The sequence below is a fragment of the Rhizobium sp. 32-5/1 genome (genome assembly GCF_029537235.1).
Classification (GTDB): Bacteria; Pseudomonadota; Alphaproteobacteria; order Rhizobiales; family Rhizobiaceae; genus Pararhizobium.
In genome coordinates this window covers 1,649,757-1,675,897 of sequence record NZ_CP120638.1, presented here as the reverse complement: position 1 = coordinate 1,675,897, position 26,141 = coordinate 1,649,757, and the positions used below count along the sequence as shown (strand labels likewise).

Below are 26,141 nucleotides of genomic sequence, written 5' to 3'. Positions count from 1 at the left end.
GCGTTCCGCATGTCCGATGCAAGGAGCAGAGTGATGGTGGAAGCAGTAGAGGGCCTTGGCCAGTTTGATTTTGCGGGCGATGATCATGTCGTGCCTTTTCAGGTGGAGGGGCTCGACGTGCGCGGTCGTGCCGTGCAGCTTGGCCCGATGCTCGACGCCATTCTCGAGCGCCATAATTATCCGCTGCCGGTTGCCCGCCTCGTTGCCGAAACGGTCGTTCTGACCGTGCTGCTTGGCACGTCGCTGAAATTCGAAGGCAAGCTGATCGTGCAGACGCAGAGCAATGGCCCGGTCGATCTCGTCGTTGCTGATTTCTCGACGCCGGACAGGGTGCGCGCCTATGCCCGCTACAACAGCGAAGCGCTGGCGATCGCCCAGGAAAATGGCATGGCAGAGCCGCACCAGTTGCTCGGCGAGGGCATCCTCGCCTTCACCATCGATCAGGGCGCGGACATGCAGCGCTATCAGGGCATCGTGCCGCTTGATGGCGGCACCCTGGAAGAGATCGCCGGCGTCTATTTCCGCCAGTCGGAACAGATTCCGACCAAGGTGCGCCTCAGCGTCGCCGAACTTCTGGACCGGGACGATGCCGGCAAGCCGCGCCATCGCTGGCGGGCCGGCGGCGTGGTTGCGCAGTTCCTGCCGGAAACGCTGGAGCGTATGCGCCAGCCGGACCTGCACGGCGGCGACGGTGATATCAGGGACGAGAGTGTCGAGACTGACGATCTCTGGGGCGAGGCGAAGGTGATGGTGGAAACGATTGCCGCCGACGAACTCACCGATCCGATGGTTGGTCCCGAGCGGCTGCTGTATCGTCTGTTTCACGAGCGCGGCGTGCGGGTCTATCCTCCGCAGGCAGTCTATGACCGTTGCAACTGTTCACGCGAGAAGATCCGCGATGTTCTGGCGAGCCTGAGCCAGGACGACATCGACCACACGGTGGTTGACGGTGTCGTTACGGTCAATTGCGAGTTCTGCTCCACGAGCTACAAGTTCGAAGCGACGGAAGTGCGCCCGCAATAGGCTTCAGTTCAGCACGCGGCTGAGCCCTGGTGCATCGAGCGAGAAGGCGGGGATGTTGACGTCGAACATTTCCCCGCTTTCGGCCTCCATGCCGTAGTGGCCGAACATGACGCCGGATGGTGTGTCGAGCGGGCAGCCTGATGAATATTCGTAAGTATCGCCTGGATTGAGCACCGGTTGTTCACCGATGACACCAGGGCCGTTGACTTCGTCCACCTGTCCGGTTTCGTCGGTAATGTTCCAGTAGCGGGTGACCAGCCGCACGGAAATATCGGAATGGTTGGAGATCACGATCCTGTAGCCCCATACATAGCGGCTGTCGTCGGGATCGGATTGCTCCTCCAGATAATAGGGCTCGACAGTCACCTCAATGTCGCGGGTCAGCGCGCGATACATATGCAATACCTTTTTAAAATCGCAGAACCTATTCTACACCAATATGGTTTCGTCAAGAATAACGGCGGCGGCGACGGGGCACATTCCGTGCCGATCTGCGACAGGCTGGATTATGCTTCGAGGGAAGAACCGTCCGGACAAAAGAAAACCGCCTGAAAACGTGTTTCAGGCGGCTCTGTTTCTTCCAGTTCAGGTTTGTATCAGGCCGTAACCGCCTTGAGCGCGCGGGCGAAATCATCGACCAGATCCTGGCTGTCCTCGATGCCGGCCGAGAGACGCACCGTGCCGGGCGAAATGCCGAGCTCGGCGCGGGCCTCGTCGGAGAGGTTCTTGTGGGTCGTGGTCGCCGGATGGGTGATCAGGCTCTTCGAGTCGCCGAGATTGTTGGAGATCTTGATGATCTCCAACGCGTTCTGCAGCGCGAACGCCGCCTCCTTGCCACCCTTCATCTCGAAGCAGACGAGCGTCGAGCCGCCCTTCATCTGCCGCGCGATGATATCGGCCTGCGGATGGTCCTTGCGGCCGGGATAGATGACCTTGGCGACCTTGTCCTGCTCAGCGAGGAAATCGGCGATTGTCGCCGCATTCTCGCTCTGCTGGCGCACGCGTAGCGGCAGCGTTTCGATCCCCTTCAACAGCGTCCACGCATTGAAAGGCGAGAGCGCTGGGCCGGTGTGGCGGAAATAGTCGTGCAGATGTTCGGCAATCCATTCCTTGTCGGAAAGAATAACGCCGCCGAGGCAGCGGCCCTGGCCGTCGATGTGCTTGGTTGCCGAGTACACGACGATATGGGCGCCCAGTTCCAGCGGCTTCTGCAGCAGCGGCGTTGCAAAGACGTTGTCGACGATGACCTTGGCGCCGACGGCATTGGCGATCCTGGCGACGCCCTCGATGTCGACAACTTCCAGCGTCGGGTTGGTCGGGCTTTCGAGGAAAAACACCTTGGTGTTCGGCTTGACGGCCTTTTCCCAGTTTTCAAGGAAGCGACCGTCGATCAGCGTGAACTCGATGCCGTATTTCGGCGCCAGCGTTTCGACGACCCAGCGGCAGGAGCCGAACAGGGCGCGGGCCGCAACGATGTGGTCACCGGCCCTGAGTTGGCAGAGGATCGCCGCGGCGACGGCCGCCATGCCGGATGCCGTGGCGCGCGCATCCTCGGCGCCTTCCAGCATGCACATGCGCTTTTCAAACATGTCGTTGGTCGGGCTGCCGTAGCGGGCATAGATGAAACCTTCGGTCTCGCCTTTGAAGCGGGCTTCGGCCGCTTCCGAACTGTCATAGACAAAACCCTGGGTCAGAAAGATTGCTTCGGAGGTCTCTCCATGGGCAGAGCGGGTCGTGCCACCATGAACGAGCTGCGTTGCCGGGCGCCAATTCTTGCTCATCATCGTCACTTTCAAAACAAAAAAACCGGCCGCGAAAAGCAAGCCGGTTCAAAGACCCGGCCTTTTTAGCTATTTGTTTAACGTGGCTGCAAGCCGACCGGCCAAATCACCACGGGATAATTCTCCAAATACTGCGCAAGCACGCTTGCGTCAATTCCCCGAACGAGAAGATATGTCATGGGGACAATTTGGGTTATGGCTTGCCGTTTGCGGCAAAAAGGAAGACGGACATGACGAGGGCAACGGGCATTCTGGCCGATCGCGCGATCGCAGCGCTGTTTGAAACCGGCCGTCTGATCAGCGAAGCGCCGCTGGACGGCGACCAGATCCAGCCAGCGAGCCTCGACCTGCGTCTCGGTTCCCGCGCATTCCGCGTGCGCGCCAGCTTCATGCCCGGCCCCAATCATCGCGTCGCCGACAAGCTCGACCGGCTGAAACTGCACGTCATCGACCTCAGCGACGGGGCGGTTCTTGAAACCGGCTGTGTCTACATCGTGCCGCTGATGGAAAGCCTCGACCTGCTGAACGACATGTCGGCCTCTGCCAATCCGAAAAGCTCGACCGGCCGTCTAGATATCTTCACCCGCGTCATCACCGACTATGCCCAGGAATTCGACAAGATACCATCAGGCTATTCCGGCCCGCTCTACCTCGAAATCAGCCCGCGCACCTTCCCGATCATCGTGCGGCGCGGGTCGCGCCTGTCGCAGATCCGCTTCCGCATCGGCCAGGCGCTTCTCACCGAGACCGAAGTGCTCGCGCTGCACGAGAGCGACGTCTTGGTCGCCAGCGATCGGCCGAATGTGTCCGGTGCCGGCATTGCGCTGTCGATCGATCTCAAGGGCACCGGCGCCGACGGCCTGATCGGCTATCGCGGCAAGCACCACACCGCCGTCGTCGATGTCGACAAGAAGGCCGAACACGGCATCTTCGATTTCTGGGAGCCGCTCTACAGCCGCGGCCATGACGACCTGATCCTCGATCCGGACGAATTCTACATTCTCGTCTCGCGCGAAGCCGTACACGTGCCGCCGCTCTACGCCGCGGAGATGACGCCCTTCGATCCGCTGGTCGGCGAATTCCGCGTGCATTATGCCGGCTTCTTCGATCCGGGCTTCGGTCATGCATCGGCTGGCGGCACCGGTAGCCGCGCGGTGCTGGAAGTGCGCAGCCACGAGGTGCCGTTCATCCTCGAACACGGCCAGATCGTCGGCCGGCTGATCTACGAGCACATGATGGAGCACCCGCAGGGGCTCTACGGTTCTGGCCTCGGATCGAATTACCAGGCGCAGGGCCTGAAGCTGTCGAAGCATTTTCGCGCAGAGTAAGGCCGCTTATGGCCTCCGCGTCGATATGACGACGAAGGCTGAGCCTTGACAGCGGCGACCGCTTGATGGAAATGTCCGCTCAGTCGCGGGTGTAGCTCAATGGTAGAGCAGCAGCTTCCCAAGCTGAATACGAGGGTTCGATTCCCTTCACCCGCTCCAGCAACTTCAATACTCTACAAGAAATCCCGTTTCACTGTTTCACTGCCGTTACACCGAACGGTTCTTGGTCCGTGCTTCTGCGATCCTGCGGCTCGTTTCGAGACCGTCGCCACGGCTGTATTTTTTTGTCATTTTGGTCGTTGAATGGGTCGCGAGATTGCTGGCCATTTCCAAAGACCCCGTTGCCTCGACCGTCTCTGAGACAGCGCCAGCACGAGAATCCATCGACCAGATATACGATGGCACGCCGGCTTCATCCCGCACCTTGCGGTATTTCTCGGCATAGCGGTTTTCCCAATATGGCTTTCCGTGATCCTCGTCGATGACGACGGGTCCAACCTCAGGGATCGTGTAGGCCTTCAAGGCCTCGACGACGAGCGGCATTGCATTGAGATCGCGTGCGACCTCCGCGCTGGTCTTGCTCGTCTTGATCTTGAGGATCAGATCCTTCGATAGGTTCTGCCGGGTGAGCCCGCGCCAACGGAACGCGCCGCCACCTTCGGCCGGCGCCCATTCGCCTATGACATCGATGCGCCGCAGTGCGGACTCAAACTTCAACGCCTCGACGAAACCGATAGACGGGCATTCCAACTTCGCGCTGGCCCTAACGATCGCCAGGCACTGTTCATATGTCATCGCGACGTCGCGACCCGCGGGAAGCTCGAAACGCATGTCGGCCAAAATGTCCCGTGCTTGCCTGCATCCGCGAAGACGCTCGCCGGCGCCATAGGAAAGGACGATGCGCAGTAACTTCATGGCGCCGCTCGCCCTGCGATGTCCCTTCTTCTTCCATTGGCTGAACCAGCGACTGAAATCTGATCCGCGCAAGGCGTTGATGTCACGGTCGCCGACATTCTTTTCGAGGACGCGCAGGCTTGGCTCATAGTCGCGGATGCGCGTCGAGTGCTTCACGCTGTGCCAGGAGCTGGTCTTGTCATGACGATAGCGGGTGATCAGTGATTTGATCGTTCCGTCGAATGTCGGCTCGGCGCCCGCCTTGCGGACTTCGGCGCGAAGTTCCTGTGTAAGGCGCTCGCATTCTGCGGCGATATGCGCGTCGCTCGCGTCATCCGGCAAGCGGATCAGCGAAAGGCTTTTTGATGCGCCTTTCACGGCCCGTTGCGGGTTCCAGTAGTGGACGGGCGTGCCGTCCTTTCTTGTTCGGCTCTGGTAGCCGGGTCTGTCAGTCCTCATCCCAGTTTTCCTTTCCATCGGGGGCAAAGTTGCCCGATGGCAGGATGCCAAGCGGATTGCCTTCTCCGTCAAGCAATTTCTTATCGCCGGCCGGAATGATCGTAGCGATGAGCGTTTTCATGTCCATCTGGACGACGGCTCCGGCCTTTCCGGCGGCTTTCAGCACGCGCGCAATGTCTGCCTGGGTGAAAGCGACGCGACTCATGTTGCCCCCTCTGTAAGGGCGAGGGGAGGAATTGACGTTATAATCCAGCGTTGTTACGCACGCAGAAAATCTGGCCCCGCCTGCGATTGGAACTTTGTAATGTCGCGTTATGTTGGACTGTTTTTCGGTGCGGTTTGTGTGTTGGCAATGGCAGTTCTTTCGTTCACACCGCTTGCATGGCATGAAATGGGACGGCCAAATGAATCTTATCCGGAGTTGGTTTACTTGATCTTTGGTTTGCCGCTCGCGGTGGTGATGCTTGCTGGAGGTATCGTTTTTGCAGTTCGCGGACCATCTACCCGCTGGCTCAAAGCGCTTCAGTATATCCAATGGACTGCATCCGTTCTGCTTTGCCTTGCTGCCTTGTCTCCTTGGTTGAGCTAGACGATAACTAGGCGCTCGCTGAGGGATGGGGTTCCTGCGTTCAGACATCGCTCAATCCCTCCGACGCTGCGGTAAGAGCGGCGTTACCTCCTGCCACATGATCAACGGGCGGGGGTGATTGAATTGCCTGCAGGATGAGGCGTGTGGTTTGGACGCGGCGAACGGCGTCTCTGGCTTCCGTGGGGCATCGGTCATGCTGGCGAAGCACTTCAAGAATGCGTTCTGCGGTTTCTGTGTCATTCATGCTGAGACTCAATTCTCATTGGCATCAGGATCGACAGGGAGACCGTCTCGCCGGGTTTGCGGATGATGGCGGGACTGTCCATGCGGTTGAGCGCAAGCTCCACCTCATCCGTGCCGATGGCGCCGATGATCTCTTGCAGATATTTGCCGTTGAAGCCGATCGACAGATCCGCATCGCCGACGGTCGAAACCGCATCCTCGGCCTCGCCATGGCTGCCCGGCCGCGATGTCAGCGTCAACGTGTCGCCCTGGAAGGCAAAGGAGACGCCGTTGCCCTTATCGGTGCTGACGGTCAAAACGCGTTCGATGGCGGACGTCAGGGCTTTGGTGTTGATCCGGATCTTCGTGTCGTTGTTCGCCGGAATGATGCGCTTGTAGTCAGGGAAGGTGCCCTCGACAAATTTCGAGATCAGGGTGATCGCGCCGCTTTCCATCTCCATGCGTTCTTCCGACAGCTTCAGGGTGACATTGTCGTCCTTCGGCAGGCTGGACAGAATAGCGCCCACAGTGTTGCGCGGGATGATGATGTGTGGCAGTTCGGCGACGTCATCGTCCAGGTCCGTGTGCGGCAGCAATCTGCGCGCCATGCGGTGACCGTCGGTCGCGACGAAGATCAGCCCCTCGGGCTGCGCCTCGACGAAGATGCCATTCAGATAGATGCGCGTTTCTTCTGTCGAAATGGCAAAGCTGACACCTTCAAGGCACTGGCGCAGGCTCTTGGAACCGCAACCGATGGAATGGGTCATGGAACCGCCCTTGAGTTTCGGAAAATCCCCTGCCGGAAGGATCGGGATCTTGATGCGGGCGCGTCCGGATTTCAGGGCAACGGCATCAAGGCGCGGGCCGGGCGTGGCATTGCTGACGCTGATCGGCCCGTCCGGCATGGACTTGACCGCGCTCTGCATTAGCGCGTGCGGCAGGGTGAAGGGGACGAAGTCGCCGCCAATCGTCGCGGCGCAACGGACCGACAGCTGCAGGTCGAGATTGGTACCGGTGACCAGCAGATCGTCGCCGTCTCGCTCGATCAACACATTGGCGAGGATCGGGATCGTGTTGCGATTGTTGATCGCCGGCTTGACGGTTTCGACCGCGGAGGCGAGGGCAGACTTTTCAGCCTTGAACATTATTGGAGCCTCCGGTGAGCAGGTTGGCCAGCGCGAGAGCGTGCTGGGGGGCAAGGCCAAACCCGGCGGCCAGTTCTTCCATCGCGGCTGGGACGTCGCCTTCCGCCAGGTAGCGATACGCGCGCTCGATCAGCTGCGTGTCTTCATCGCCGATCGGGAACAAATCTTCATAGCGATCGGCGATCTCGTCAGGGTCGAATTCCTTGATGTCAGCATTGATCGAAACATCGATGTTGAACGAAGGCAGGCTTTCGGCTTTCAGGCCGGTCGCTTCCAGCCAGTCGCGGATGGATTTCTGGCGTGGGTTGGCGAAATCGATGGTGACGGTCTTTGTGAAGACAGCCATGGATCACCTCCATTCCGGCGCGAATGGGATGTCGTCATCCATGTCGCGTGCGAAGCTGCCACCGGTTGAGCCGGAGGATCGTGATGCGGGTGCGGACGAAGCACCCGCCGCGCGGTCGCCGTCATAGCCATAGTCGCCGGGGCCATCGCCGCCGGGCTTGTAGCCGGAGCCATCCTTGCGGCTCAGCATGACCAGCGTCGAATTAAAACCCTGCAGGACGACTTCAGTCGAATATCGATCCTGGCCATCCTTGTCCTGCCATTTGCGGGTGGCGAGCTGGCCCTCGATGTAGACCTTGGCGCCCTTCTCGAGATATTGCTCGGCGACCTTGCAGAGCCCTTCGTTGAAAATGACGACACGGTGCCACTCGGTCTTTTCACGCTTCTCGCCGCTCGCCTTGTCGCGCCATGTCTCGGACGTGGCAATGTTCAAATTGGCGATCGGGCGACCGTCCTGAGTGCGGCGAATTTCAGGATCGGCGCCAAGGTTGCCGATCAATGTGACCTTGTTGACGGAGCCGGACATCAGGCGGCCCTTTCCGGAAGCTTGGTCGCCTTGCCTTCCGCTGGAGGCTCCGGCAGCAACGCGAAGACGCCGAGGAGGGCTGTTGCCAGCACAAGGCCTGCCTGCGGTTCGGTGAGCGCACGGGCGTTGCCCATGGCGATCCGCTCGGCCAGATCGATGGCCGCGTCGATATCGATCGGCCCGACGATCAGACGGCCATGCTCATCGGACAAGATCATGGCGCCGGCGGGATAGGTTTCGATCAAGGGGCTGCCATTCTTGGCAACGCCATTGGCCAGAACGCCTCCGCTGACGGTCGTGACAATCTCGCGTCCGCCGCGGATGTTGGCCAAAAACTTCGTGGGGATTTCGACGGGCTTCATGTTTACCTCAGGGCTCTGGCAACGGCTGAGACCGATGCCTGGTGAAGGATGCGGTCCTCGCCGATCAGGCGGTAGGCCAGTTTCTTGAATTCGCGTTCGGCACGGTCGGCCTTCCAGGGCTTGATTTCGCCTGTCGTGAGCGGCTTGCTCCACTTCGGAAATTTGGCGCGCGCGCCGGGGCCGAAGAGTGCGACGGCTTCTGCCACCAGCATGCGGCCATCCATGCCCTTGACGAGCTGGCGCTGCTGGTTGGTCCAGCGCGACGGGCCGGGCAGATCGGCGGCCTCATAGATGGCTTCGTCCCAGCCGGCCTTGCATTCGGCGATCACGTCGAGCAGCTGCGGCGAGCCGGCGCGCTTTGCGTAAAGCTGGGCCGCAGGCGTGATGAGATCGCCGAGGATCCATTCATGTGCATCGTGCAGCAGGAAGAGGCGGGCGGGCAGCGTGCCGTGGCGTTCGTTTTCCAACGCCTGTGCGCCCATGGTGCAATGCTGCGCTACGGAAAAGGCAGGGCCATCGTTGCGTCCGTTGAAGCGGGCAATCTTCGAGAGCGTGTTGGCGATCTCGTGGAAACAGACGACGGCCGCATCGGGCTGGGCCATGTCGATCACCGACCCGCCATTCCAGACGGTCAGCACAGGATCCTGTGTCAGGCGCGGAATGATCGTCATGCGTCACCCCAGAGATAGGCGTTGCGGTAATTGGGCCAGTCGGGGAATTCTTCGTCGATGGTGACCTGGTCATCTTCCTGCTGCAGAGCCAGAAAGCGAAACAGGCGGCCGGCATGCAGCTCGGTTGCATAGTCGATCAATGCCCGTCGTTCGGCACGGGCGTTGAAAATCCTGCGCTTCATGACCGAGCGGTAGGCGAGAAAGGCGATGAGGACGGCAACGCAGAACTGGCCGGCAAGAGCAAGGATCAACGACGACAGTTCCATCTTCGCAATCGTGTCCATCATACGCGCGCATCCATGGCCAGCTGATGCTCCATCAGGGCCAGAGCCGAGCCTGTCGCAACAGCGAGATGCAGGACGATGATGATTGCCGCCGCCCACAGCAGGGGGCTGATCACAGCCAGGGCGCGATAGAGCCTGCTGGGGCGGCGGGGCAGCACGATGACGGGAGGGGTCGCGCGTGCGCCAAACGGGGTGAAGTGGTCCTGCATCACGCTACCTGCCGGATTGACTGACGACGGGCGATGCTGATGGCGTCAGGGGAAAGCCGCTCGATTGTGCGCGCGGTCCAGCCGCGTTCGATCAGCGTTTCGATGCTGACATTCTGGCCGGCGCAGGCCATTTCGCGCATGTCATCGGCCATGCGCTCGACGAGCGGCCGGATGCAGCGTGGAGGTGTAGCTTTGATGACGGCGGTAAGGGAGGTTCGGTAACGGATCATGGCGCGGCTCCTGAAACAAGAAGCCACAACATGCATTACGCACATTTTTCCGTCAAGTCGTAATGTGCGTAATGCATATTTTCACTGAAAAGCGGAAATGTTCGCGTTTTCGATGCGCATTTTGCCTTGATTGACTAAAACTTTCTTACGCACCACATTGAAAGGGTTGCTTTTGGAGGGCAAAATGAAGGCTGCTGCAACACTTGGGTTGATCGTCGCGCTGTGTGGGGGCTCTCAGTCGTTCGGAAAAGAGAAATGCGAAACGGATATCGATAAAGCGCTCGCGATAGGTTTCATCAAGGCGATGAATTCTGATGGAGGTCAGATTAATGTCGTGGTGGATGAGATAGTATTTGCGGGAATGCAATTTAATAGCAAACTTGGGTTCGCTAAAGCTTTTGAATGCGCAATTGCAGGTCCTGGCAAAGCGTTGTCTGAATTCAATGTGTTGAGTGATTTAACAAACAAAAGACTTGCTACGTGGAGTTGGGGAAAACTCACAATAGAGTAACATGGCACTCAACTGTCAACTTAACATCCTGCCATTGCCGTCAACATCTTGAGGTGGAGCATCAGGGTTTCTTAGCGCGAACTTTTTCGCTGACCTGCGCGGTTTTATGTCGGTAACAAAAGCGAAATACCGAACTGGTACGTCGAGCATCATAGAAGCGTTCATGCTTTCCAAATGGAACAGCCCTAGTTGTGACCCAGCATAGGGAGTCTTGATGAGCACTCGATCGTCCTCAAGAAAGCAAACACACACTTCCCCCATGTGATCTTCTTTCGGAAATTCCTTCTCATCGTAAAATATTATCCACCCATCATTTGCCAATCCACGCATAGAGTCTCCCTGTACTACCAACGCTTCAGTTTTGCTCGATGCATCTATCGGAGCGGGGACCTCGCCAAAATTTCCGTCTCCAGTGGCATATAACACCGATCCGTCTGGGCCTGCGCCTGCATAGCCGACGATCGGCACGGTTGTGGGGGCCCCGTCGGGTCCGTCACCTTCTCCCGTTGTCAGCCAACCTTCGCGTACCCTAAATGCTTTTGCATACCGGTCGGCCGTACGCGATAGGCCTCGCTTCCCTTGTTCATGCTGAATGTAGGTTTCATATGCCCACCCGAAGTACCGCGCAGCATCCTTTGCCGTTTTGAAGCCACGCGCGATCCGCGCCATTTCAAGCCGTTTTGCCGGGTCTGGTCGATCATCAAATTCCATATGGTGCAAAAGGCACATTACAGATGTGCGTTTCGACTTGACGTAATAATGTGCGTTATGCATATTGACTGTCATGAGTGAGAATTTCGATGTTCGAGCGCTGAGAGAGCGCATTGGGTGGGGTCAGGACAAGCTGGCGACGTATCTGCTCGTCGATAGATCGAGCGTCTCTCACTATGAAAATGGTCGAAAATTGAGAGGTCCTGTTTTGCGACTTCTCAAACTCTTGGAAGCGGCGGCTGACGCGGGAAACGTCGAAGTGCTGTCGGTTACGCTCGAGGCCGCAGAATGACCCCTTACATAGATCTTGGTCTCTGCATCGTTGTCAGCTTCCTGGCGCCAGTAGTGGTCCATACAGCAGTCGTGCTGCATCGGACTTTTCGATTGGTCGCGGAAATACACTTTATCACAATTGAGAGCTGGGGAATTTTGCGGGAGGCCGATGTAAAGCCGGTTCCCGATTGTAGCAGACGCGACACAATCTCCTTTGGTGGCCGCACATACATGCTTGTCGAGCCCGATGAGCCTAAGTGCGACGATTCCGATGCGCTCAAGAATAACCAGTCGATATCGAGTTTGCCGGAGGCCATCGCCTCGTCTGGTCCTTTCGATCCATCCGGTCGCTTGTGAGAGAGTGTAATCATGGTCCCTTTGATGCCGCGCGCCTCCAATGTCCTTCCAAAAGTCTTTCGTCCCATCGGTTCATGAGGGAGAACTCGCAGGGCAGCCAGCCATCGGTTTCGCCACTCAGGTTGATCGCGCACAGAATGAAAGGCATCTCGGCGCGTCGTTTGTTGCGGCGATCTGTCCATGCCCATGCAAAGGCTATGAGCCCGGGGACCCCGATCGCAACGGGCCACACCAAATCGAACCACCATTTCCAGTCTGCCACGCGATTTCTCCCTGCTTTGGCGAGGCAATACATCATCATGGCGGGGAACTGCGCAAGCTTCAGGCGGCGAGAGTGATTTTAATTTTGGCATGTGGTCCCCCTTGATCTCATGGGCTGACCTTACGGGTGCGGATCGCGCCGATCACTGAGAGATTTAATCCAAAAAGTTCCTTGACTTTCGGGGAGGATAACGTGCGCACAATTTCTGACAAACAGGGCAAGATGCTCAAGGGCGCCATGCTGCGCGGCCTGACCATGGCGGGCGGCGGGGCTGTTGTGCAGCATTCGACGCGCATCAACGAAAAGACGCTGTCGAAGCAGGCCTCCGGGTCCGACGATCACGAAAAGACCTTCACCGCCATCGATGTCGCCGTCGAGATCGACATGCTCGCCGGAACGCCTGTTATCACGGCCATGATGGCCGAAATGCTGGGCTACCAGCTGGTTCCGGTCGAGACAGGATCTCATGTCGCCGATGCGCTGGCCGCACGCGATGCCATCCAGCTGATGAGCGAGGCGATGGATGCCGTGAAGGTGATCAATGCCGCCGTCTCCGACAACCATCTTGACGCAGCCGAGAGGCGCGACGTGATGCGCGAACTGGAAGAGCTTTTGAAGCTCGCGCGGCATCTGCAGCAAAGGGTCAGCGCATGACCAGCAATGTCTATTTCCGGTCCATCGATCCTGAGAATATCGTCCGCCGTGCCATTCCGCTGACGCCGGCACTCTGCGGCCGTGGCCGGCATCTGCTGCACACGGCTGTGCGCGACGGATCGGTGCAGATCGCCAGCCTGGCCGATCGCATCGCGATTGAGCCGGTGCTTGCCAATGGATACGCAATCGAAAGCACGCTTCCGCGCGGCGAGATCACGCCGACCGCCAAGGGGCGCGGTTATCTCTTTGCGCTGGCGAGGGTCGAATGAGCCAGCGTCGCAACGGAACCGCATGGACACTGCGTGGCGTGCTTTGCCCCGCCTGTGGCTCGAACAGCAGTCGCGTGATCGATAGCCGGGAGCATCCCGGCACCATCCGCCGTCGCCGCGTGTGCATCAAATGCGACGGCCGATGGTCAACGGAAGAGCACATCATCGGATTTCGGCCGGGGAAGCGGGCGAAGAGATCGGAGCGGTCCTGATGGATTATGTCTCGTTCCTCAACGCCAAGATCCAGATGGCACCGGTTGCCGGCTTCGATGTTTCCGACGACGAAATCAACCCGCTGCTGCAGCCGCATCAGCGGCTGATGGTCAAATGGGGATGCGCCGGAGGCCGGCGCGCGATCTTCGCCTCGTTTGGGCTCGGCAAGAGCGTCGTGCAGATCGAGATCCTCAGGATCATCACCGTGCGTTTCGGCGGGCGCGGCCTGATCGTCTTGCCGCTCGGCGTGCGGCAGGAATTCAAGCGGGACGTCGATTTTCTCTGCGACGGCATTCACCCGCGCGTCACTGATGCGCAGCGCGCCGCCCTTGCCATCTGGCAAGATGGCCATCCGGAGCGGCTGCCATCGATCCGCTTCATCCGGTCCGTGACCGAGGCTGGTGAGGCCGGTCTCTACATGACCAATTACGAGACGGTGCGTGACGGCAAGATTGATCCGAAAGATTTTGCCGCGGCCAGCCTCGACGAGGCGTCCTGCCTGCGCGGGTTCGGCGGGTCGAAAACATTCCGCGAATTCATGCGGCTGTTTGACGGGGTGCGGTTCAAGTTCGTGGCCACCGCCACGCCTTCACCAAACCAGTTTATCGAGCTTCTGGCCTATTCGGCATTCCTCGAGGTGATGGATATCGGCCAGGCGAAGACGCGGTTCTTCAAGCGCAACAGCGAGAAGGCCGACACGCTGACCATCCACCCGCACAAGGAACGCGAATTCTGGCTGTGGGTGGCAAGCTGGGGCCTGTTCGTGCAGCGGCCGTCCGATCTCGGTTTTTCCGACGAGGGCTATGACCTGCCGCCGATCACGGTCAACTGGCACGAGCTGCCGGCGGATCACAAAGAGGCCGGTTACGACAAGCGCGGGCAGGGGCGCCTTCTGAAGGACACGACTGCCTCGCTTTCGGATGCGGCACGCGAGAAGCGCGACAGCCTGCCGGCGCGGATCGAAAGACTGATGGCCATCCGGGAGGAAGATCCATCGGCACACCGGATCATCTGGCATGATCTGGAAGCCGAGCGGATGGCGCTGGAGAAGGCGATCCCTGCTGCGGTTTCCGTCTACGGCAACCAGGACCTCGATGCGCGCGAACAGGCGATCATCGACTTTTCCAACGGTCTCTTTGCCGAGCTTTCGGCCAAACCCTCCATTGCCGGTTCGGGCTGCAATTTTCAGCGGCACTGCTGGTGGGCCGTGTTTCTAGGCATCGGCTTCAAGTTCAACGATTTCATCCAGGCCATTCACCGCATCCAGCGATTCCTGCAGGTGCACCCCGTTCGCCTCGACCTGATCTACACCGAGGCGGAACGGCCGGTGCGCGCCAACCTGGAGGGGAAATGGCGACGCCACGAGGAGCAGATGGCCATCATGACCGGCATCATCAAGGAATACGGCCTTTCGGCTGCTGCCATGGCGCATACGCTGCAACGGGCGATGGGTGTCGAGCGGATCGAGGTCTCCGGCGAGGGATATCGGCTCGTCAACAATGACTGTGTCATCGAATGCGCGGCGATGGAGCCCGACAGCATTGACCTGATCGTCACGTCGATCCCGTTTTCGACGCAGTATGAATATTCGCCGAACTATGCCGATTTTGGCCATACCGACGACAACCAGCATTTTTGGCAGCAGATGGATTACCTAATCCCGCAGCTGTTTCGCATCCTGAAGCCGGGCCGGATCGCCGCGATCCATGTCAAGGACAGGATTGTGCCAGGCGGTATGACTGGCCTCGGGTTCCAGACCGTCTATCCCTTCGCCGACGATTGTACGACGGCGTTTCGCAAGGCGGGCTTTGCCTTTCTGTCGCGCAAGACGATCACCACCGATGTGGTGCGGGAAAACAACCAGACCTATCGTCTGGGCTGGAGCGAGCAGTGCAAGGATGGCACCCGGATGGGCAACGGCCTTCCGGAATATCTGCTTATCTTCCGCAAGCCGCCATCCGACAGCTCGAATGGCTATGCCGACCATCCCGTCGGCAAGAAAAAGCGGATGTGGGAAGGCAGCGGGCCGAATGCCGGCTGGTCGAACACGGATGGCTATTCCCGAGCGCGCTGGCAGCTGGATGCCCATGGTTACGAGCCGTCGTCCGGTGATCGTCAGCTGGCACCATCCGAGCTGCAGGCGCTGGACGCCAGCCAGATCTACAAGCTCTGGAAAAAGCACTCGCTCGAAACGATCTACGATTTCGAGCACCATGTGAGGATTGCCGAAGCGCTCGAGGAAAAGGGCATGCTGCCCTCGACCTTCATGCTCTTGCCGCCGCATTCGAAGAATGATGACGTCTGGACGGATGTCACGCGCATGCTGTCGATGAATACATTGCAGGCGCAGGCGGGCCGTGAGCTGCATCTCTGCCCGCTGCAGTTCGACATCGTCGATCGGGCCATCCAGCAATATACCGAACCGAACGACCTGGTCTTCGATCCCTTTGGCGGCCTGATGACTGTGCCCTACCGGGCCATCAAGCACGGCCGGCGCGGCGCGGCAGTCGAACTGAACCCCGGCTATTTTCTCGACGGATGCAAATATGTCGAGGCCATCGCGCGCGAAAAGTCGATGCCGTCGCTCTTCGACCTTCTGGGGCTGGAGGCTGCGGAATGAGCGGCGATATCAAGTTTCATATCATCACCGATGATCCAGTTGTCGCGATGCTCGACCTTTTCGCGTCCACGCCATCGCGGTTTCCGCGGTGGATCCGGGTGACCGATGATCCCACGGAAATCCTTGCGCTGCCGAACGGCAGCAAATGCCGGGCGCAATGGTATTCGGCGCGCGGCCGGACCCTGACGGAACGCGCCTGGCGCGAACGCCGCTTCATGGGCGGCCTCGATTTCATTTCCACCGAAGACGAGGAGCGGATCCTCGACTGGTTTGACCGCCGGGATCAGGTCACGGGCAAACCCGCCGTGCCGTTGGTGCGGCCGGAACCCGAGCTTGCCAACATGCCACTGACGCAGCGCTGGATTTGAGGGGAAAGACGATGCGACCGAGCCTTCGACTGAACAAGCCGCAGCGGGTGTTGCTGGTCATCGCGCCATCGCTGCACGCCTGCGTCAAGACGGCCAAAGCCTTCGGGATCGAACCCGGGCTGAGCGAGACGCTGCGCAGCGTGACAGAAGCCTACAAGCTGCGCGGCTGGAGCATCGGCACGCCCTTCATTGCCCAGGATCGGTCAAGCTGGGGCGCCACCAAGGCCGGCGACGATCTCGATAGAGCGCTCGACATCCTTGTTGGCATGGGCCGGCTACGCATCGCCAATCCAAAGGATTTGAAGGATGCGGGGGCTGGCGTGTTCGACGAAGCAAAGGAGGCTGCACAATGAAAGCGGCCGATCCCAAGCTCGCAGGTTCCTCAGCCGGGCGCGGCATGAAAAGCGTGCAAACATCAATTTTTGGGAATGAAGCTCGTCTGGTTTATGACGAAGCGATCGAGCTGACATTGCAGTCTATGGCAGTCTACGGTCCGCAGCACGAGCATTGGGGCATAGCGTGGTCCGGAGGCAAGGATAGCAGTGCAACACTCACTTTGATTGTTCACCTGATTGACGTCGGTAAACTTGCAGCGCCAAAAAGCTTGACTGTTTTCTATGCTGATACGCGCCAAGAATTGCCACCTCTTGAGATTTCCGCTCGCCGCATCATGCAGCAGCTGAAGACCCGCGGCATTCAATGTGAGGTCGTTCGGGCACCGATGGATAAGCGCTTCCTGGTCTACATCCTCGGCCGTGGCGTTCCGCCACCAAACAACAACACGCTTAGATGGTGTACTCGCCAGATCAAGGTTGACCCTATGACGGACGCGCTCGCAGCGCGGATCGACCAACTCGATGGTAGCATTCTGATGATCACTGGTGTTCGCCAGGGCGAGAGTGCAATCCGCGATGGTCGGATCGCCATGTCTTGCGGCAAGGACGGCGCGGAGTGCGGGCAGGGTTGGTACCAGCAGATGCTACCAAACGCCAAAGGCATTCGCGGCAAGATTGCTACGCTTGCCCCTTTGCTGCATTGGCGCGTCTGTAATGTCTGGGATTGGTTGAGAATTTATGCGCCGATGGCTGAATACGGTGGATGGGCTACAGCGGAAATCGCTGACGCTTATGGAGGTGATGAGGCTGCAGAGATCGCTGCGCGAACCGGCTGTATCGGTTGCCCCTTGGCAAGTGAGGAGAGGGCACTCGAAACGATCCTTGTCGCTCCTCACTGGGCTTATCTTGCTCCGCTCAGGGGAATGAAGATGCTCTATCGCGAACTGCGAGAGCCTCAACATCGGCTGAAAAAACCCGGTGCTGAGCTGTTGAAAGACGGCTCGCTTGCCAAGAACCCGCAACGAATGGGGCCATTGACCTTCACTGCTCGCCTGATGGGGTTGAACAGAATTTTGTCGATACAGGGGAATGCAACGACGCCGCTCTTCGCCTCGGCCGGCCCGCGATCGATATCCTGAACCCGGAAGAGGAGTGTCGCATTCGCACTCTCATCGCGGCCGAGACATGGCCGCGGGGTTGGGATGGGAATGAGCCGACCGGCGATACGCCGATGGATCTTGTTTATCAGGACGGCTCAATACAACCGAGGCTGTTTTGATGACCGCAGCGATCGATGAATTCATCAACGAGGCGCGCGGGGTTTCCGTGATCGATGCGGCCGGTATCATCGGCATTAAGCTGAAGCGCCGGATGAATTATGCCGGGCCGTGCCCTGATTGCGGTGGCAAGGACAGGTTTTCGATCAACCAGACCCTCGGTGCATGGAATTGCCGTCAATGCGGCAAGGGCGGGCGCGATGGGATCGGGCTGGTGGCGCTTGCCTTCAAGCATGACCTTCATACGCGATCCGGATTTCTGGAAGCTTGCGCCGACGTTCTCGGCCGAGCCGTGCCAGCCGAAGGTGGTGCCGAGACGGAGGAAGAGCGCGCGGATCGCCTTCAGCGGATCGCGGACCAGAAGCGGCGCAACGAAGAGGCTGCGACCGATAGCGCGAAGGACGGCGACAGTTTCCGCCAGTATGAAATGAACCAGGCGCGCGGGCTCTATCTGCATGCGGCCGAGGGTCGACATGCAACCCTGGCCGACTATCTGAGGCGGCGCACGGGTTTCGAGATGCCGCCACAGGTCTTTTCGAACATCCGCTATCAGACAAAGCTGACCTATTGGAATGGCGAGGATGAGCGCGGGCACAAGCTCTCGCACTATGTCGGCTTCGGCATGTTGGCGCCCTTCGTGACCATCGAGGGGCGGATTACCGGCTGTCATCAGACATGGATCGATCTTTCCAACGGTCCGAAGTTTCGCGTCGATCTCGGCCTCGACGACAAGGGCGAACCCCTGCCGGCCAAGAAAATGCGCGGCACCAAAAAGGGACGGTTCATCCCGCTCTTCGGGCTGCTGTCATCATCGCGATGGGTCGGCGGTGAAGGAATCGAGAACGGGCTCGCCATCGCCGGCGCCGAGGGTTTTCGCGCGGACACCTTCTATTTCGCGGCGGGAGACCTCGGCAACCTTGCGGGGCCTGCTGATCCCAAATCCAGTTTCAATCATCCGACGCTGAAAAAGGCCGACAAGAACGGGCGGCTTTCGCCGGTGCGCGTTGCTGGGCCAGTGCCCAAGGCGGGGCAAACGGCGGATGATGCGATGCAGGTGCCGGATCATGTTGAGGACATGGTTTTACTGGCCGATGGCGACAGCGAACCGGTGTTTACGGCGGCCGCCATGGCGCGGGCTGAAAACAGATTGCAGCGGCCGGGACGCACGATCCGCACCTGGTGGCCGCCGGCCGGCTTGGATTTTTCCAAACTGCTGGCTGACTACATGGGGGACAGTGCGTGACAAAATCAGTAACCCCGGCCGATATGCCGGAGGATGTGGCGCGGATTCTCAAGGAAGCCGCTGCGCAGCGGAAGGCCTATGAGGGAAACCCGGACCCCTTGATTGTTGCGGAGCCGGAGCCTGAAATTGAGGCCCTTGACCTGACGCCCGATGAGATATTGGCGGAGTGTGCCCTTGAGCCGGAAACGGACATCGGCAATTGCAGGCGGCTGATCATTCGCTTCGGTGACCGCATCCGCTTTGTTACGCATGTGGGATGGCATGGCTATGATGGTCGCCGATGGCTTGAAGATCCGTCCGGCGCTGTTGTGCGCGTCATGGCGCACAAGACGGCGGAATTCATCGACGACGAGGCGATCAAGCTGGATTGTTCCGAAGAAGAGCAGCTTGCTATTGCGGCCGGCCGGGATGCGCTCGAAAAGCGCAAGGAACTGGGGAAGCGACGCGGAGAGCTGAGCGAGGACGACATTGCCCGAGCGGCGGAACTCGACGGGACTATCGACGATGGCAAGGCAGCCCGTCGCGAGAAGGACAAAGTCGGCAAGCCGCTCAAAAGCTGGTCGATTGACGACCATGAGCGTTACGACGCGCTGCACGCAAGGATCGATGCCGGAAAGGCTGCAGAGAAAGAACGTCGCAAGATCGGTGACATCGATGCTGCCTGGACGGTCGAGGACACCATCGAAGCGGACAACCTTGAACAGCGGATTGAGGCCATGTCCGCTGTCCAGGAAGCGCGTGGCGGCCGGATATCGTCTCGCCACAATCATGCAAAATCGTCAGCCGGTACGTCGAAGATCAACAATATGCTTGGGGAGGCTATCCCTTACGTCTCGCTGATGGTGAACGACCTCAACAAGGATCTGTATTCGATCAACTGCAAGTCGGGCACGTTGCGGTTCTTCTGTTCGGAGGTGGGCGGCATCGGCAAATGGCAGGTGCGGCGCGATCGTCATCGACCTTCCGACCTGATTTCCAAGCTGGCCGAGGTTGATTTCGATCCGCATGCCGATGCGCCGCTGTTCCAACGATTCTTGAAGCGCGTTCAGCCGAACCCAGACAACAGGGCATTCCTGCAGCGCTTCATGGGATACTGCCTTCTCGGATCCACCCTCGAGCAATGCCTACTGTTTTTCTATGGCGCCGGCCGGAACGGCAAATCCACCTTTGTTGATCTCATGGTCGAAATCCTGTCGGATTATGCCGTGTCGATGTCCATTGACAGTTTTGCGGGCGACAGCAAACGAGCGGGCGCCGAAGCGACACCTGACCTTGCCAGATTGCCCGGCGCGCGCCTTGTGGCTGCGGCAGAGCCGGAAATGGGTGTGCGGCTGAAGGATGCGCTTATCAAGACCTTGACCGGCGGTGAGGCAATTGCAGTGCGCAGGTTGCATCAGGATTTCTTCGAGCTGATACCTCAGTTCAAGATCATCCTTTCCGGCAACCACAAGCCGATCATCCATGACGACAGCGATGGCATATGGCGGCGCGTGCACCTGGTGCCATGGGATATCCAGATTCCTGAAGCAGACGTTGATCGCGACCTTCCTCGAAAGCTGAGGACTGAGAAGGCGGGCATTTTTGCATGGATGGTGAAGGGCGCCCTCGACTATCTGCAGCGGGGGCTTCAGGTGCCGGCCGGTGTAACGGCCGCGACAGCAGAATATCGCGAAGAAAGCGACCCTATCGGAGCATTCATTCGGAACGCCTGTCATGTCACTGGCACGGATGGCGACAAGGAAAGCCCCGAAGACCTCTTCAACGCCTACATGCGCTACGCCAAGCGCGAGGGTCTCTCGGAGTTCAAACAGGCAACCTTCACAAAACGATTTCCGGATCAGGCGCGAAAAAGCTGGACAGGGCCGGATGCGATGATGCACCAATTTCGCAAGGGTAAGAGCGGCACCACGTTCTACTACGGCATCCGTATTCGTGAGGAATTCAAGGGCAGCGCTGACGCGCCGCCGCCTGGCCGCTTCGCCAGCGATGAGCCATTCTATGGTTGATCATCGAATTTTTGCGAAACCCGGACCCTTTGCGACAGCCGAAAAGCCGTCGCATTTGGCATCATCCCCATCGTTCGGGACGAAAACAGGGATGCTAGGGACGCAAAATGCAAGGCTTGCGGCGTTGCGACCCAATCAAAAGGTGCGGATTTTCAAATACTTAGGACGCTAGGGACGTTAGGGAGGGTAATTCCGGGTTTACGTAATGCGCATATAGATATTGGTCGTAAATGATTGCATGCGCTCTGCGCATGAAAATCAGTCAGCCTCATCATATAAGGCGGAATTTACCCTCCCTAGCGTCCCTAGCGTCCCTATTGATTGAAATTATCTAATAAAAACAGTCTTTTTCCTTTTTGGATTTGGGACGGAAAAATGAAGTTTGGGACGGAAATCGTGAATTTGGGACGCAAAGGGGTTTGACTATGAGAACGATGACAATCGAACAGCTTCTGGTCTGGACCTATGGCGATGAACTGCCGAAAGCAGACGCCGGCATGTCTGGACCAAGTGATGGATCATCCAACTGGAATGCCATCGGCGATATGCTCACCCTTGGAACGATTGTCGACAAACAGCCAAACCGATATGGCGTCGTGTCCAGCTTCCTTTCCGAAGGCGAGCCGCATCCGGATGCCGTGACGGTCTATCAGTTCGTCACTCAGCTTCAGGACGACGATGGTTTCGAAATCGGAGAGGGATGGCTGCCGTTCCCGGAGTGGAAGGACGAGCATGGCTTGATATCGGCCGAGGTGGCGCGGATCGTCTCAGAAGAGGTTGGTCGAGGCGGCAGGCTGAACGGGCGCCATGTCGTCAACCTGGTGCGCAATGCGGCCATCATGGCCCGCGGGCCGGACTGGCGGGCAAAGCCGCCGCGCATCGCTCCTCTGATGGACCATGGCAAGGCGCGTTGGTTTGTTGATCGTACCGCCAAGGACAGGGCCGGAAAGTCCTTTACCTATCGGGATAACGGTTTCGACGAAAAGAAGCAGAGGCCGAAGAAGGGCGCCTATCAGGAATTCCGACTGGTTGATCCGATCCGGGCCGCTGTTGTCTCGCGTATGGAGTGGCAGCTGTGGCAATCGGCACTGGAAACCTTGTATGGCCGTTTGGCAGGGCATCTTACGGACATCGATTTGCTGCCGTTCGCGCCAGACCGCTTTCCATGGCTACCCAGATAAAATTGCAGGCGCGTTGGTAAGTGGCTGAATTACATCGATTTTAGTTTCACTTTAGCCTCTTGACCTGCGGCAGCACTCAAAGTACATTTTGCTCACGGTGTAAATCACCCTATCAAACCCGCTGGCGGAAACGCCGGCGGGTTTTTCGGTTCTAGCGATATGGAGGCGGCCATGACCCCGGCGCTGTAATCGCGCCATGCTGGTGAACGGATGATCGAAGCGCATATCAAGTTCGATCTTCGCGAATTCGAGAAAGGCATGACGGACATAGAGCGCAAGCAATTGCCCTATGCTCTGATGCTGACCCTGAACGAGACGGCCAAGGGTGGCCGACTTGAAGTCCAGAAAGAAATGGACAGGGTCTTCGACAGGCCGACGCCCTATGCAAAGCGGGGCGTCGTGTTCGATCGGGCCACGCGCCAGAACATGCAGGCTGCTGTTGTCGTAACGGGCGATCGGACCAAAGGCGGATTGCCCGCAACGGCATTCCTCGGTCCGCAGATCGAGGGTGGCATGCGCAGCCACAAGGCATTCGAGCGGCAGCTGATCGAGCGGCGCTTGATGGACAAGCGCAATATCGCCGTTCCTGCCAAGAGCGCGCCGCTTGATCGATATGGAAACATCACTCAGGGTTTCCTCAATCGGATCATGGCCGATCTGCAGATTGAGTACCGAGGTGCGGGCGCAACGCGCAAACGGACGGACACGTCCTTGAAGCGCAACAAGAACTATCGGAAGGCGCGGTTCTTCGTACCACCGGAGGGATCGCACCTTTATCCGGGTGTTTATCAGCGAGATCCTGCAACGCAAGGCATCAAGCCAGTGATCCTGTTCGTGCCGAACCAGAGCTACAAGGTTCGCTTGAAACTTCGGGACGTGGTTGAACGCCACGTGGCTGCCAACATCACCGAAAACTTTGCCATTGCCTTTGCAAGGGCGGTACGGACGGCCCGATGATCGCAATGAAAACCTCGATGGGCACGGCGGGGGCACCCCCGGGCCTCGCGGGTCCTTCCTGCGAAAACCCGCCCTGCGGGTATTTGGCACCGCGAGGGATGGCCAGTGTGAGCCACTTTTTGAAGCCTAAACTCGGAGCCTAAACTCCAATGCGAAAGCTAAAGTCCGCTTAAGATGTCCACGGTCGCAGAAACGATGTCGAAGGGCGACTTTGCCGTGCACATCGGCGTCAGTGCGGGGCGGATTTCGCAGTATATCGCCGAGGGAAAATTTCCGGAGCCGCGCTGGACGGGCAGGGGCGGGCCGCGAGGATCCGAACCGTGATCGCGATGGCGGAGCTTCGCAAGACGCTCGATCCTGCCCAGCGTTTCGGTGCAAACGGGGTAGCATCCATCGCGCCGGCTCATCAGCCATCGCCGCCGGCGGCGGTGCCAGCCACTGGCCAGATGCCGACGCTGATCAATCCGGCCGTTGACGAACTTGCAGCGGAGAGGCTGAAGCAGCAGCGCCTGAAGACGGCGCGCGAACAGCGGGAGGAAGATCTTTCTGTCGGCCGCTACCTGCTGGCGGACGATGCTCGGCGCGAAACGTCTCGCGCGGTGACCGAGGCCTTCAAGGTCATGGACCAGGCAATACAGGAGATGGCCAAGACCATGGCTGCCGACTTCGGCGTTTCGCAGCGTGACGCGCTTCTCGCCCTGCATCGCGTCATGCGCGACACGCGGGCCAAACAGGCGGCGGCTTTTCGCGATATCGCCGCGACGCTGCCCGAGACGGTCGAGGATGTTCGGCCGTGACCATGCTCTTCAATCCGGAGCGGCTGATCTTCGACGTTCTCGCCGAGATCTGCGAACCGCCGCCGCCGGTGGACTACCTGAAATGGGCGAAGGCGAACATCACGTTCTCCGAACGCATCACGGACCATCCCGGGCCGTACAATGAAAAGCTCGTGCCGTTCTTTTCGGAGATCCTACGAGCGCTCGGGCCTGACGATCCCTGCAGTGTCGTTAGCCTGGCAAAGTCGGCGCAGATCGGCGGTACGATCTGCGCCAACATCTTCACGCTCGGGTCGCTCGACCTGGCGCCCGGCGACTTCCTCTATGTCCATCCGACCGAGGAGAACGCCTCGCGCTGGTCAAAGACCAAGCTGATGCCGCTGGTCCGGGAAATGCCGTCAGTTGCGGCGCTGTTTTCGCAGAACAGCCGCGATGCCAGCAATTCGGTTCTTTACAAGGAACGTATCGACGGGCGCGGCGCCATACAGGCAGCCGGTGCCAACTCGCCGGCCGGTCTGTCGATGATCTCGCCGCGCAAGCAGGTGCAGGACGATCTGGCCAAGTGGCAGATGAACGATGCCGGTGACCCTGAGGTTCAGGCCGACAGCCGGACGAAAGCGTTCTTCACCGGCAAGATCTTCAAGATCTCGACGCCGATGGTCTGGCCCGGTTGCAAGATCACGGCGAACTATCAGGAAGGGACGCAGGAGACCTATCACGTTCCGTGCCCGCACTGTTTTGATCTGCAGGAGCTGCGCTGGGAGAACATGCGGGACCACATCGATCCCGCCCATCCGGAGAAGGCGCATTTCATCTGCGTGCACTGCGGTTGCGAGATCCATGAACACCATCGGGCATGGATGGTCGATCCGGACAACGGCGCAAAATGGGTTGCGAAGTATCCGGAGCGCGGCCGTCGCCATCGTTCCTTCCGCATCTGGATGGCCTATTCGCCGTTTGAACGCTGGGAAAATCTGGCGCGCGAATGGCTGACGGTCCAGTCCGGCGGCCCTGAAAACCGCGACAAGGGGTCCGGGGCTGAACAGACGTTCTGGAACGACTGGCTGGGGCTCGCCTTCGAAGCCGACAACAAGGCTATCGACTGGGAGGTTCTGAGAGATCGGGCCGAAAGCGACGGCGCCTTGCCGCGAGGCATCATTCCTGCCGAAGCGCTGGCCACCGTGTTCGGCATCGACGTCCAGGGCGATCGTGTCGAGTGGCTTCTTGTCGGCTATGGCCGCAACCGGTATCGCGCCGTCATCGATCACGGCGTCATCGACAATCGCGCCGGTGGCCACCTGCCGGGCTTACGGGAACATTCCGGCCATATCTCTGAACCGGAGGTCCGCGCTGCACTGGACCGACTGCTGGAGCGTAAGTGGACCGATGAAGCGGGGCGCAAGCGCCTCGTTGATCGTGTCGCCATCGACGGCAACGCCTACACGGACGATGTTTGGGCATGGGTTCGCAAACACCCGAAATCGCGCGTCATCATGGTGCGCGGCGGCAACACGGATGCCGCACCAGCGATCGCGCAGACGCGGGAATACGACAAGAAGGGCAAGCCGAAGAAGCAGAAATGGGCTTCACGGTTTTTCACCTTCAACCAGGCCGCGTTCAAGTTGCGGCTATACCGCGACTTCAAGAAGGTCGATCCGGAACAGGCCGGTTATATCCGGTTTGCGCGCGGGTTCGGCGATGACTTCTATCAGCAGGCGACATCGGAAAGTCGCGTTTCTGAAAAAACCCGGACAGGGCATGTCCGCTACATCTGGAAGCTGCCGGAAGGCAAGCGGAACGAAGTGCTGGACATGCTCAACCAGAGCCTGGCTGGCGCGTACCGCTTTGGCGTTCCTTACTGGACAGACGAGGAGTGGGACGCCGTGGAAGACAGGATTAGCAAAATCGAGGAACCGGTTCAGGCCGACCTTGAAGACCGGATCGCATCCCTGACGGTGCGGACCGAGATGCCTGCGGCCTCATCCGCGGACCGCCAGCAGCAATCGCTCGTGGCCGCAGCCCTTGCCCGCGCGCAACGCACCAAACAACGAAACCGCTAG

At 59.2% G+C, this 26,141-nt stretch carries 29 protein-coding genes, 1 tRNA gene and 1 riboswitch; of the genes, 17 read left to right on the top strand and 13 right to left on the bottom strand.

Annotated features, from left to right (window positions below; genetic code table 11):
- Window positions 1-33: 33 nt before the first annotated feature.
- Complete coding sequence (locus P6U16_RS08595) at window positions 34-1,023, top strand: Hsp33 family molecular chaperone (protein WP_277703387.1); 990 nt, start codon at window positions 34-36, stop codon at window positions 1,021-1,023.
- 3 nt (window positions 1,024-1,026) lie between these two features.
- On the opposite strand, the gene apaG is transcribed toward P6U16_RS08595, so the two are convergent.
- Both apaG and P6U16_RS08585 read right to left on the bottom strand, forming a co-directional pair.
- Window positions 1,027-1,419 carry a Co2+/Mg2+ efflux protein ApaG gene (apaG, locus tag P6U16_RS08590; protein ID WP_277703386.1) on the bottom strand — a complete coding sequence of 131 codons (393 nt, stop codon included), beginning with the start codon at window positions 1,417-1,419 and terminating at the stop codon, window positions 1,027-1,029.
- Window positions 1,420-1,619: 200 nt separating this feature from the next.
- Window positions 1,620-2,804 (bottom strand): O-succinylhomoserine sulfhydrylase, encoded by a 1,185-nt coding sequence (locus tag P6U16_RS08585; protein WP_277703793.1) that lies wholly within the window; start codon window positions 2,802-2,804, stop codon window positions 1,620-1,622.
- A gap of 44 nt (window positions 2,805-2,848) precedes the next feature.
- A riboswitch (SAM riboswitch) is annotated at window positions 2,849-2,927 on the bottom strand.
- 107 nt (window positions 2,928-3,034) lie between these two features.
- Here P6U16_RS08585 and P6U16_RS08580 point away from each other — a divergent pair.
- Both P6U16_RS08580 and P6U16_RS08575 read left to right on the top strand, forming a co-directional pair.
- Window positions 3,035-4,132 carry a 2'-deoxycytidine 5'-triphosphate deaminase gene (locus tag P6U16_RS08580; RefSeq protein ID WP_277703385.1) on the top strand — a complete coding sequence of 366 codons (1,098 nt, stop codon included), beginning with the start codon at window positions 3,035-3,037 and terminating at the stop codon, window positions 4,130-4,132.
- A gap of 85 nt (window positions 4,133-4,217) precedes the next feature.
- Window positions 4,218-4,291: transfer RNA gene (locus P6U16_RS08575), tRNA-Gly, on the top strand.
- Window positions 4,292-4,339: 48 nt separating this feature from the next.
- On the opposite strand, the gene P6U16_RS08570 is transcribed toward P6U16_RS08575, so the two are convergent.
- On the bottom strand, window positions 4,340-5,485 hold the full coding sequence (locus P6U16_RS08570; protein ID WP_277703384.1) for a hypothetical protein: 1,146 nt from the start codon (window positions 5,483-5,485) through the stop codon (window positions 4,340-4,342).
- Window positions 5,475-5,690 carry a hypothetical protein gene (locus P6U16_RS08565; protein ID WP_277703383.1) on the bottom strand — a complete coding sequence of 72 codons (216 nt, stop codon included), beginning with the start codon at window positions 5,688-5,690 and terminating at the stop codon, window positions 5,475-5,477. The genes P6U16_RS08570 and P6U16_RS08565 overlap by 11 nt, the downstream gene beginning before the upstream one ends.
- A gap of 99 nt (window positions 5,691-5,789) precedes the next feature.
- Between P6U16_RS08565 and P6U16_RS08560 the strand changes: the two genes are divergently transcribed.
- Entirely contained in the window at window positions 5,790-6,074 is a 285-nt protein-coding gene (locus P6U16_RS08560) for a hypothetical protein (protein WP_277703382.1), read from the top strand.
- Between the two features lie 236 nt (window positions 6,075-6,310).
- Here P6U16_RS08560 and dnaN read toward each other — a convergent pair whose 3' ends face one another.
- From dnaN to P6U16_RS08520, 8 genes are read right to left on the bottom strand one after another with little or no spacing between them, the layout of a single operon-like run.
- On the bottom strand, window positions 6,311-7,441 hold the full coding sequence (gene dnaN, locus P6U16_RS08555) for a DNA polymerase III subunit beta (RefSeq protein WP_277703381.1): 1,131 nt from the start codon (window positions 7,439-7,441) through the stop codon (window positions 6,311-6,313).
- Window positions 7,428-7,787 (bottom strand): hypothetical protein, encoded by a 360-nt coding sequence (locus tag P6U16_RS08550; protein WP_277703380.1) that lies wholly within the window; start codon window positions 7,785-7,787, stop codon window positions 7,428-7,430. The genes dnaN and P6U16_RS08550 overlap by 14 nt, the downstream gene beginning before the upstream one ends.
- 3 nt (window positions 7,788-7,790) lie before the next feature.
- Window positions 7,791-8,312, bottom strand: coding sequence for a single-stranded DNA-binding protein (locus tag P6U16_RS08545; protein ID WP_277703379.1), 522 nt, complete (start codon window positions 8,310-8,312; stop codon window positions 7,791-7,793).
- Window positions 8,312-8,674: a hypothetical protein gene (locus P6U16_RS08540; RefSeq protein ID WP_277703378.1), complete on the bottom strand. Its 363-nt coding sequence runs from the start codon at window positions 8,672-8,674 to the stop codon at window positions 8,312-8,314. Before P6U16_RS08540 ends, P6U16_RS08545 begins: the two co-directional genes overlap by 1 nt.
- Before the next feature lie 2 nt (window positions 8,675-8,676).
- Entirely contained in the window at window positions 8,677-9,345 is a 669-nt protein-coding gene (locus tag P6U16_RS08535; protein ID WP_277703377.1) for a hypothetical protein, read from the bottom strand.
- The gene (locus P6U16_RS08530) at window positions 9,342-9,632 is read right to left on the bottom strand and encodes a hypothetical protein (protein WP_277703376.1); all 291 of its coding nucleotides are present in this window, start codon (window positions 9,630-9,632) and stop codon (window positions 9,342-9,344) included. Before P6U16_RS08530 ends, P6U16_RS08535 begins: the two co-directional genes overlap by 4 nt.
- A complete protein-coding gene (locus tag P6U16_RS08525) occupies window positions 9,629-9,838 on the bottom strand; it encodes a hypothetical protein (protein ID WP_277703375.1) in 210 nt (69 codons plus the stop codon). Before P6U16_RS08525 ends, P6U16_RS08530 begins: the two co-directional genes overlap by 4 nt.
- On the bottom strand, window positions 9,838-10,068 hold the full coding sequence (locus P6U16_RS08520; protein ID WP_277703374.1) for a hypothetical protein: 231 nt from the start codon (window positions 10,066-10,068) through the stop codon (window positions 9,838-9,840). The genes P6U16_RS08525 and P6U16_RS08520 overlap by 1 nt, the downstream gene beginning before the upstream one ends.
- Window positions 10,069-10,252: 184 nt before the next feature.
- Between P6U16_RS08520 and P6U16_RS08515 the strand changes: the two genes are divergently transcribed.
- Window positions 10,253-10,579: a hypothetical protein gene (locus tag P6U16_RS08515; protein ID WP_277703373.1), complete on the top strand. Its 327-nt coding sequence runs from the start codon at window positions 10,253-10,255 to the stop codon at window positions 10,577-10,579.
- A 15-nt stretch (window positions 10,580-10,594) separates the two neighbouring features.
- Here P6U16_RS08515 and P6U16_RS08510 read toward each other — a convergent pair whose 3' ends face one another.
- The gene (locus tag P6U16_RS08510; RefSeq protein WP_277703372.1) at window positions 10,595-11,365 is read right to left on the bottom strand and encodes a S24 family peptidase; all 771 of its coding nucleotides are present in this window, start codon (window positions 11,363-11,365) and stop codon (window positions 10,595-10,597) included.
- Window positions 11,366-12,374: 1,009 nt separating this feature from the next.
- Between P6U16_RS08510 and P6U16_RS08505 the strand changes: the two genes are divergently transcribed.
- The 12 genes from P6U16_RS08505 to P6U16_RS08450 all read left to right on the top strand — a co-directional run bounded on the left by P6U16_RS08505 (window position 12,375) and on the right by P6U16_RS08450 (window position 26,141).
- The gene (locus P6U16_RS08505; protein WP_277703371.1) at window positions 12,375-12,836 is read left to right on the top strand and encodes a phage regulatory CII family protein; all 462 of its coding nucleotides are present in this window, start codon (window positions 12,375-12,377) and stop codon (window positions 12,834-12,836) included.
- Entirely contained in the window at window positions 12,833-13,105 is a 273-nt protein-coding gene (locus P6U16_RS08500; protein ID WP_277703370.1) for a hypothetical protein, read from the top strand. Before P6U16_RS08505 ends, P6U16_RS08500 begins: the two co-directional genes overlap by 4 nt.
- A 211-nt stretch (window positions 13,106-13,316) precedes the next feature.
- Window positions 13,317-15,938, top strand: coding sequence for a DNA methyltransferase (locus P6U16_RS08495; protein ID WP_277703369.1), 2,622 nt, complete (start codon window positions 13,317-13,319; stop codon window positions 15,936-15,938).
- Entirely contained in the window at window positions 15,935-16,306 is a 372-nt protein-coding gene (locus tag P6U16_RS08490; protein ID WP_277703368.1) for a hypothetical protein, read from the top strand. The genes P6U16_RS08495 and P6U16_RS08490 overlap by 4 nt, the downstream gene beginning before the upstream one ends.
- Window positions 16,307-16,317: 11 nt before the next feature.
- The gene (locus tag P6U16_RS08485) at window positions 16,318-16,659 is read left to right on the top strand and encodes a hypothetical protein (RefSeq protein WP_277703367.1); all 342 of its coding nucleotides are present in this window, start codon (window positions 16,318-16,320) and stop codon (window positions 16,657-16,659) included.
- Window positions 16,656-17,780 (top strand): phosphoadenosine phosphosulfate reductase family protein, encoded by a 1,125-nt coding sequence (locus P6U16_RS08480; RefSeq protein ID WP_277703366.1) that lies wholly within the window; start codon window positions 16,656-16,658, stop codon window positions 17,778-17,780. The genes P6U16_RS08485 and P6U16_RS08480 overlap by 4 nt, the downstream gene beginning before the upstream one ends.
- A 139-nt stretch (window positions 17,781-17,919) precedes the next feature.
- On the top strand, window positions 17,920-19,161 hold the full coding sequence (locus tag P6U16_RS08475; RefSeq protein ID WP_277703365.1) for a primase-helicase zinc-binding domain-containing protein: 1,242 nt from the start codon (window positions 17,920-17,922) through the stop codon (window positions 19,159-19,161).
- A complete protein-coding gene (locus P6U16_RS08470; protein WP_277703364.1) occupies window positions 19,158-21,167 on the top strand; it encodes a phage/plasmid primase, P4 family in 2,010 nt (669 codons plus the stop codon). Before P6U16_RS08475 ends, P6U16_RS08470 begins: the two co-directional genes overlap by 4 nt.
- Window positions 21,168-21,592: 425 nt before the next feature.
- Window positions 21,593-22,348: a hypothetical protein gene (locus P6U16_RS08465; protein ID WP_277703363.1), complete on the top strand. Its 756-nt coding sequence runs from the start codon at window positions 21,593-21,595 to the stop codon at window positions 22,346-22,348.
- A 210-nt stretch (window positions 22,349-22,558) separates the two neighbouring features.
- Entirely contained in the window at window positions 22,559-23,305 is a 747-nt protein-coding gene (locus P6U16_RS08460; RefSeq protein ID WP_277703362.1) for a hypothetical protein, read from the top strand.
- Between the two features lie 320 nt (window positions 23,306-23,625).
- A complete protein-coding gene (locus P6U16_RS08455; RefSeq protein WP_277703361.1) occupies window positions 23,626-24,102 on the top strand; it encodes a hypothetical protein in 477 nt (158 codons plus the stop codon).
- Window positions 24,099-26,141 carry a terminase gpA endonuclease subunit gene (locus P6U16_RS08450; protein WP_349017680.1) on the top strand — a complete coding sequence of 681 codons (2,043 nt, stop codon included), beginning with the start codon at window positions 24,099-24,101 and terminating at the stop codon, window positions 26,139-26,141. Before P6U16_RS08455 ends, P6U16_RS08450 begins: the two co-directional genes overlap by 4 nt.

Excerpts from the sequence above, each read along its gene's own strand:
- P6U16_RS08475 (WP_277703365.1), top strand. The coding sequence starts at position 17,920 with ATGACCGCAGCGATCGATGAATTCATCAACGAGGCGCGCGGGGTTTCC.
- P6U16_RS08520 (WP_277703374.1), bottom strand. The coding sequence starts at position 10,068 with ATGATCCGTTACCGAACCTCCCTTACCGCCGTCATCAAAGCTACACCT.
- apaG (WP_277703386.1), bottom strand. The coding sequence starts at position 1,419 with ATGTATCGCGCGCTGACCCGCGACATTGAGGTGACTGTCGAGCCCTAT.
- P6U16_RS08535 (WP_277703377.1), bottom strand. The coding sequence starts at position 9,345 with ATGACGATCATTCCGCGCCTGACACAGGATCCTGTGCTGACCGTCTGG.
- P6U16_RS08525 (WP_277703375.1), bottom strand. The coding sequence starts at position 9,838 with ATGCAGGACCACTTCACCCCGTTTGGCGCACGCGCGACCCCTCCCGTC.
- P6U16_RS08460 (WP_277703362.1), top strand. The coding sequence starts at position 22,559 with ATGATCGAAGCGCATATCAAGTTCGATCTTCGCGAATTCGAGAAAGGC.
- P6U16_RS08530 (WP_277703376.1), bottom strand. The coding sequence starts at position 9,632 with ATGATGGACACGATTGCGAAGATGGAACTGTCGTCGTTGATCCTTGCT.
- P6U16_RS08490 (WP_277703368.1), top strand. The coding sequence starts at position 15,935 with ATGAGCGGCGATATCAAGTTTCATATCATCACCGATGATCCAGTTGTC.
- P6U16_RS08570 (WP_277703384.1), bottom strand. The coding sequence starts at position 5,485 with ATGAGGACTGACAGACCCGGCTACCAGAGCCGAACAAGAAAGGACGGC.
- P6U16_RS08545 (WP_277703379.1), bottom strand. The coding sequence starts at position 8,312 with ATGTCCGGCTCCGTCAACAAGGTCACATTGATCGGCAACCTTGGCGCC.
- P6U16_RS08540 (WP_277703378.1), bottom strand. The coding sequence starts at position 8,674 with ATGAAGCCCGTCGAAATCCCCACGAAGTTTTTGGCCAACATCCGCGGC.
- P6U16_RS08500 (WP_277703370.1), top strand. The coding sequence starts at position 12,833 with ATGACCAGCAATGTCTATTTCCGGTCCATCGATCCTGAGAATATCGTC.
- P6U16_RS08550 (WP_277703380.1), bottom strand. The coding sequence starts at position 7,787 with ATGGCTGTCTTCACAAAGACCGTCACCATCGATTTCGCCAACCCACGC.
- P6U16_RS08585 (WP_277703793.1), bottom strand. The coding sequence starts at position 2,804 with ATGAGCAAGAATTGGCGCCCGGCAACGCAGCTCGTTCATGGTGGCACG.
- dnaN (WP_277703381.1), bottom strand. The coding sequence starts at position 7,441 with ATGTTCAAGGCTGAAAAGTCTGCCCTCGCCTCCGCGGTCGAAACCGTC.
- P6U16_RS08495 (WP_277703369.1), top strand. The coding sequence starts at position 13,317 with ATGGATTATGTCTCGTTCCTCAACGCCAAGATCCAGATGGCACCGGTT.
- P6U16_RS08480 (WP_277703366.1), top strand. The coding sequence starts at position 16,656 with ATGAAAGCGGCCGATCCCAAGCTCGCAGGTTCCTCAGCCGGGCGCGGC.
- P6U16_RS08465 (WP_277703363.1), top strand. The coding sequence starts at position 21,593 with ATGAGAACGATGACAATCGAACAGCTTCTGGTCTGGACCTATGGCGAT.
- P6U16_RS08515 (WP_277703373.1), top strand. The coding sequence starts at position 10,253 with ATGAAGGCTGCTGCAACACTTGGGTTGATCGTCGCGCTGTGTGGGGGC.
- P6U16_RS08565 (WP_277703383.1), bottom strand. The coding sequence starts at position 5,690 with ATGAGTCGCGTCGCTTTCACCCAGGCAGACATTGCGCGCGTGCTGAAA.
- P6U16_RS08510 (WP_277703372.1), bottom strand. The coding sequence starts at position 11,365 with ATGACAGTCAATATGCATAACGCACATTATTACGTCAAGTCGAAACGC.
- P6U16_RS08595 (WP_277703387.1), top strand. The coding sequence starts at position 34 with ATGGTGGAAGCAGTAGAGGGCCTTGGCCAGTTTGATTTTGCGGGCGAT.
- P6U16_RS08580 (WP_277703385.1), top strand. The coding sequence starts at position 3,035 with ATGACGAGGGCAACGGGCATTCTGGCCGATCGCGCGATCGCAGCGCTG.
- P6U16_RS08560 (WP_277703382.1), top strand. The coding sequence starts at position 5,790 with ATGTCGCGTTATGTTGGACTGTTTTTCGGTGCGGTTTGTGTGTTGGCA.
- P6U16_RS08485 (WP_277703367.1), top strand. The coding sequence starts at position 16,318 with ATGCGACCGAGCCTTCGACTGAACAAGCCGCAGCGGGTGTTGCTGGTC.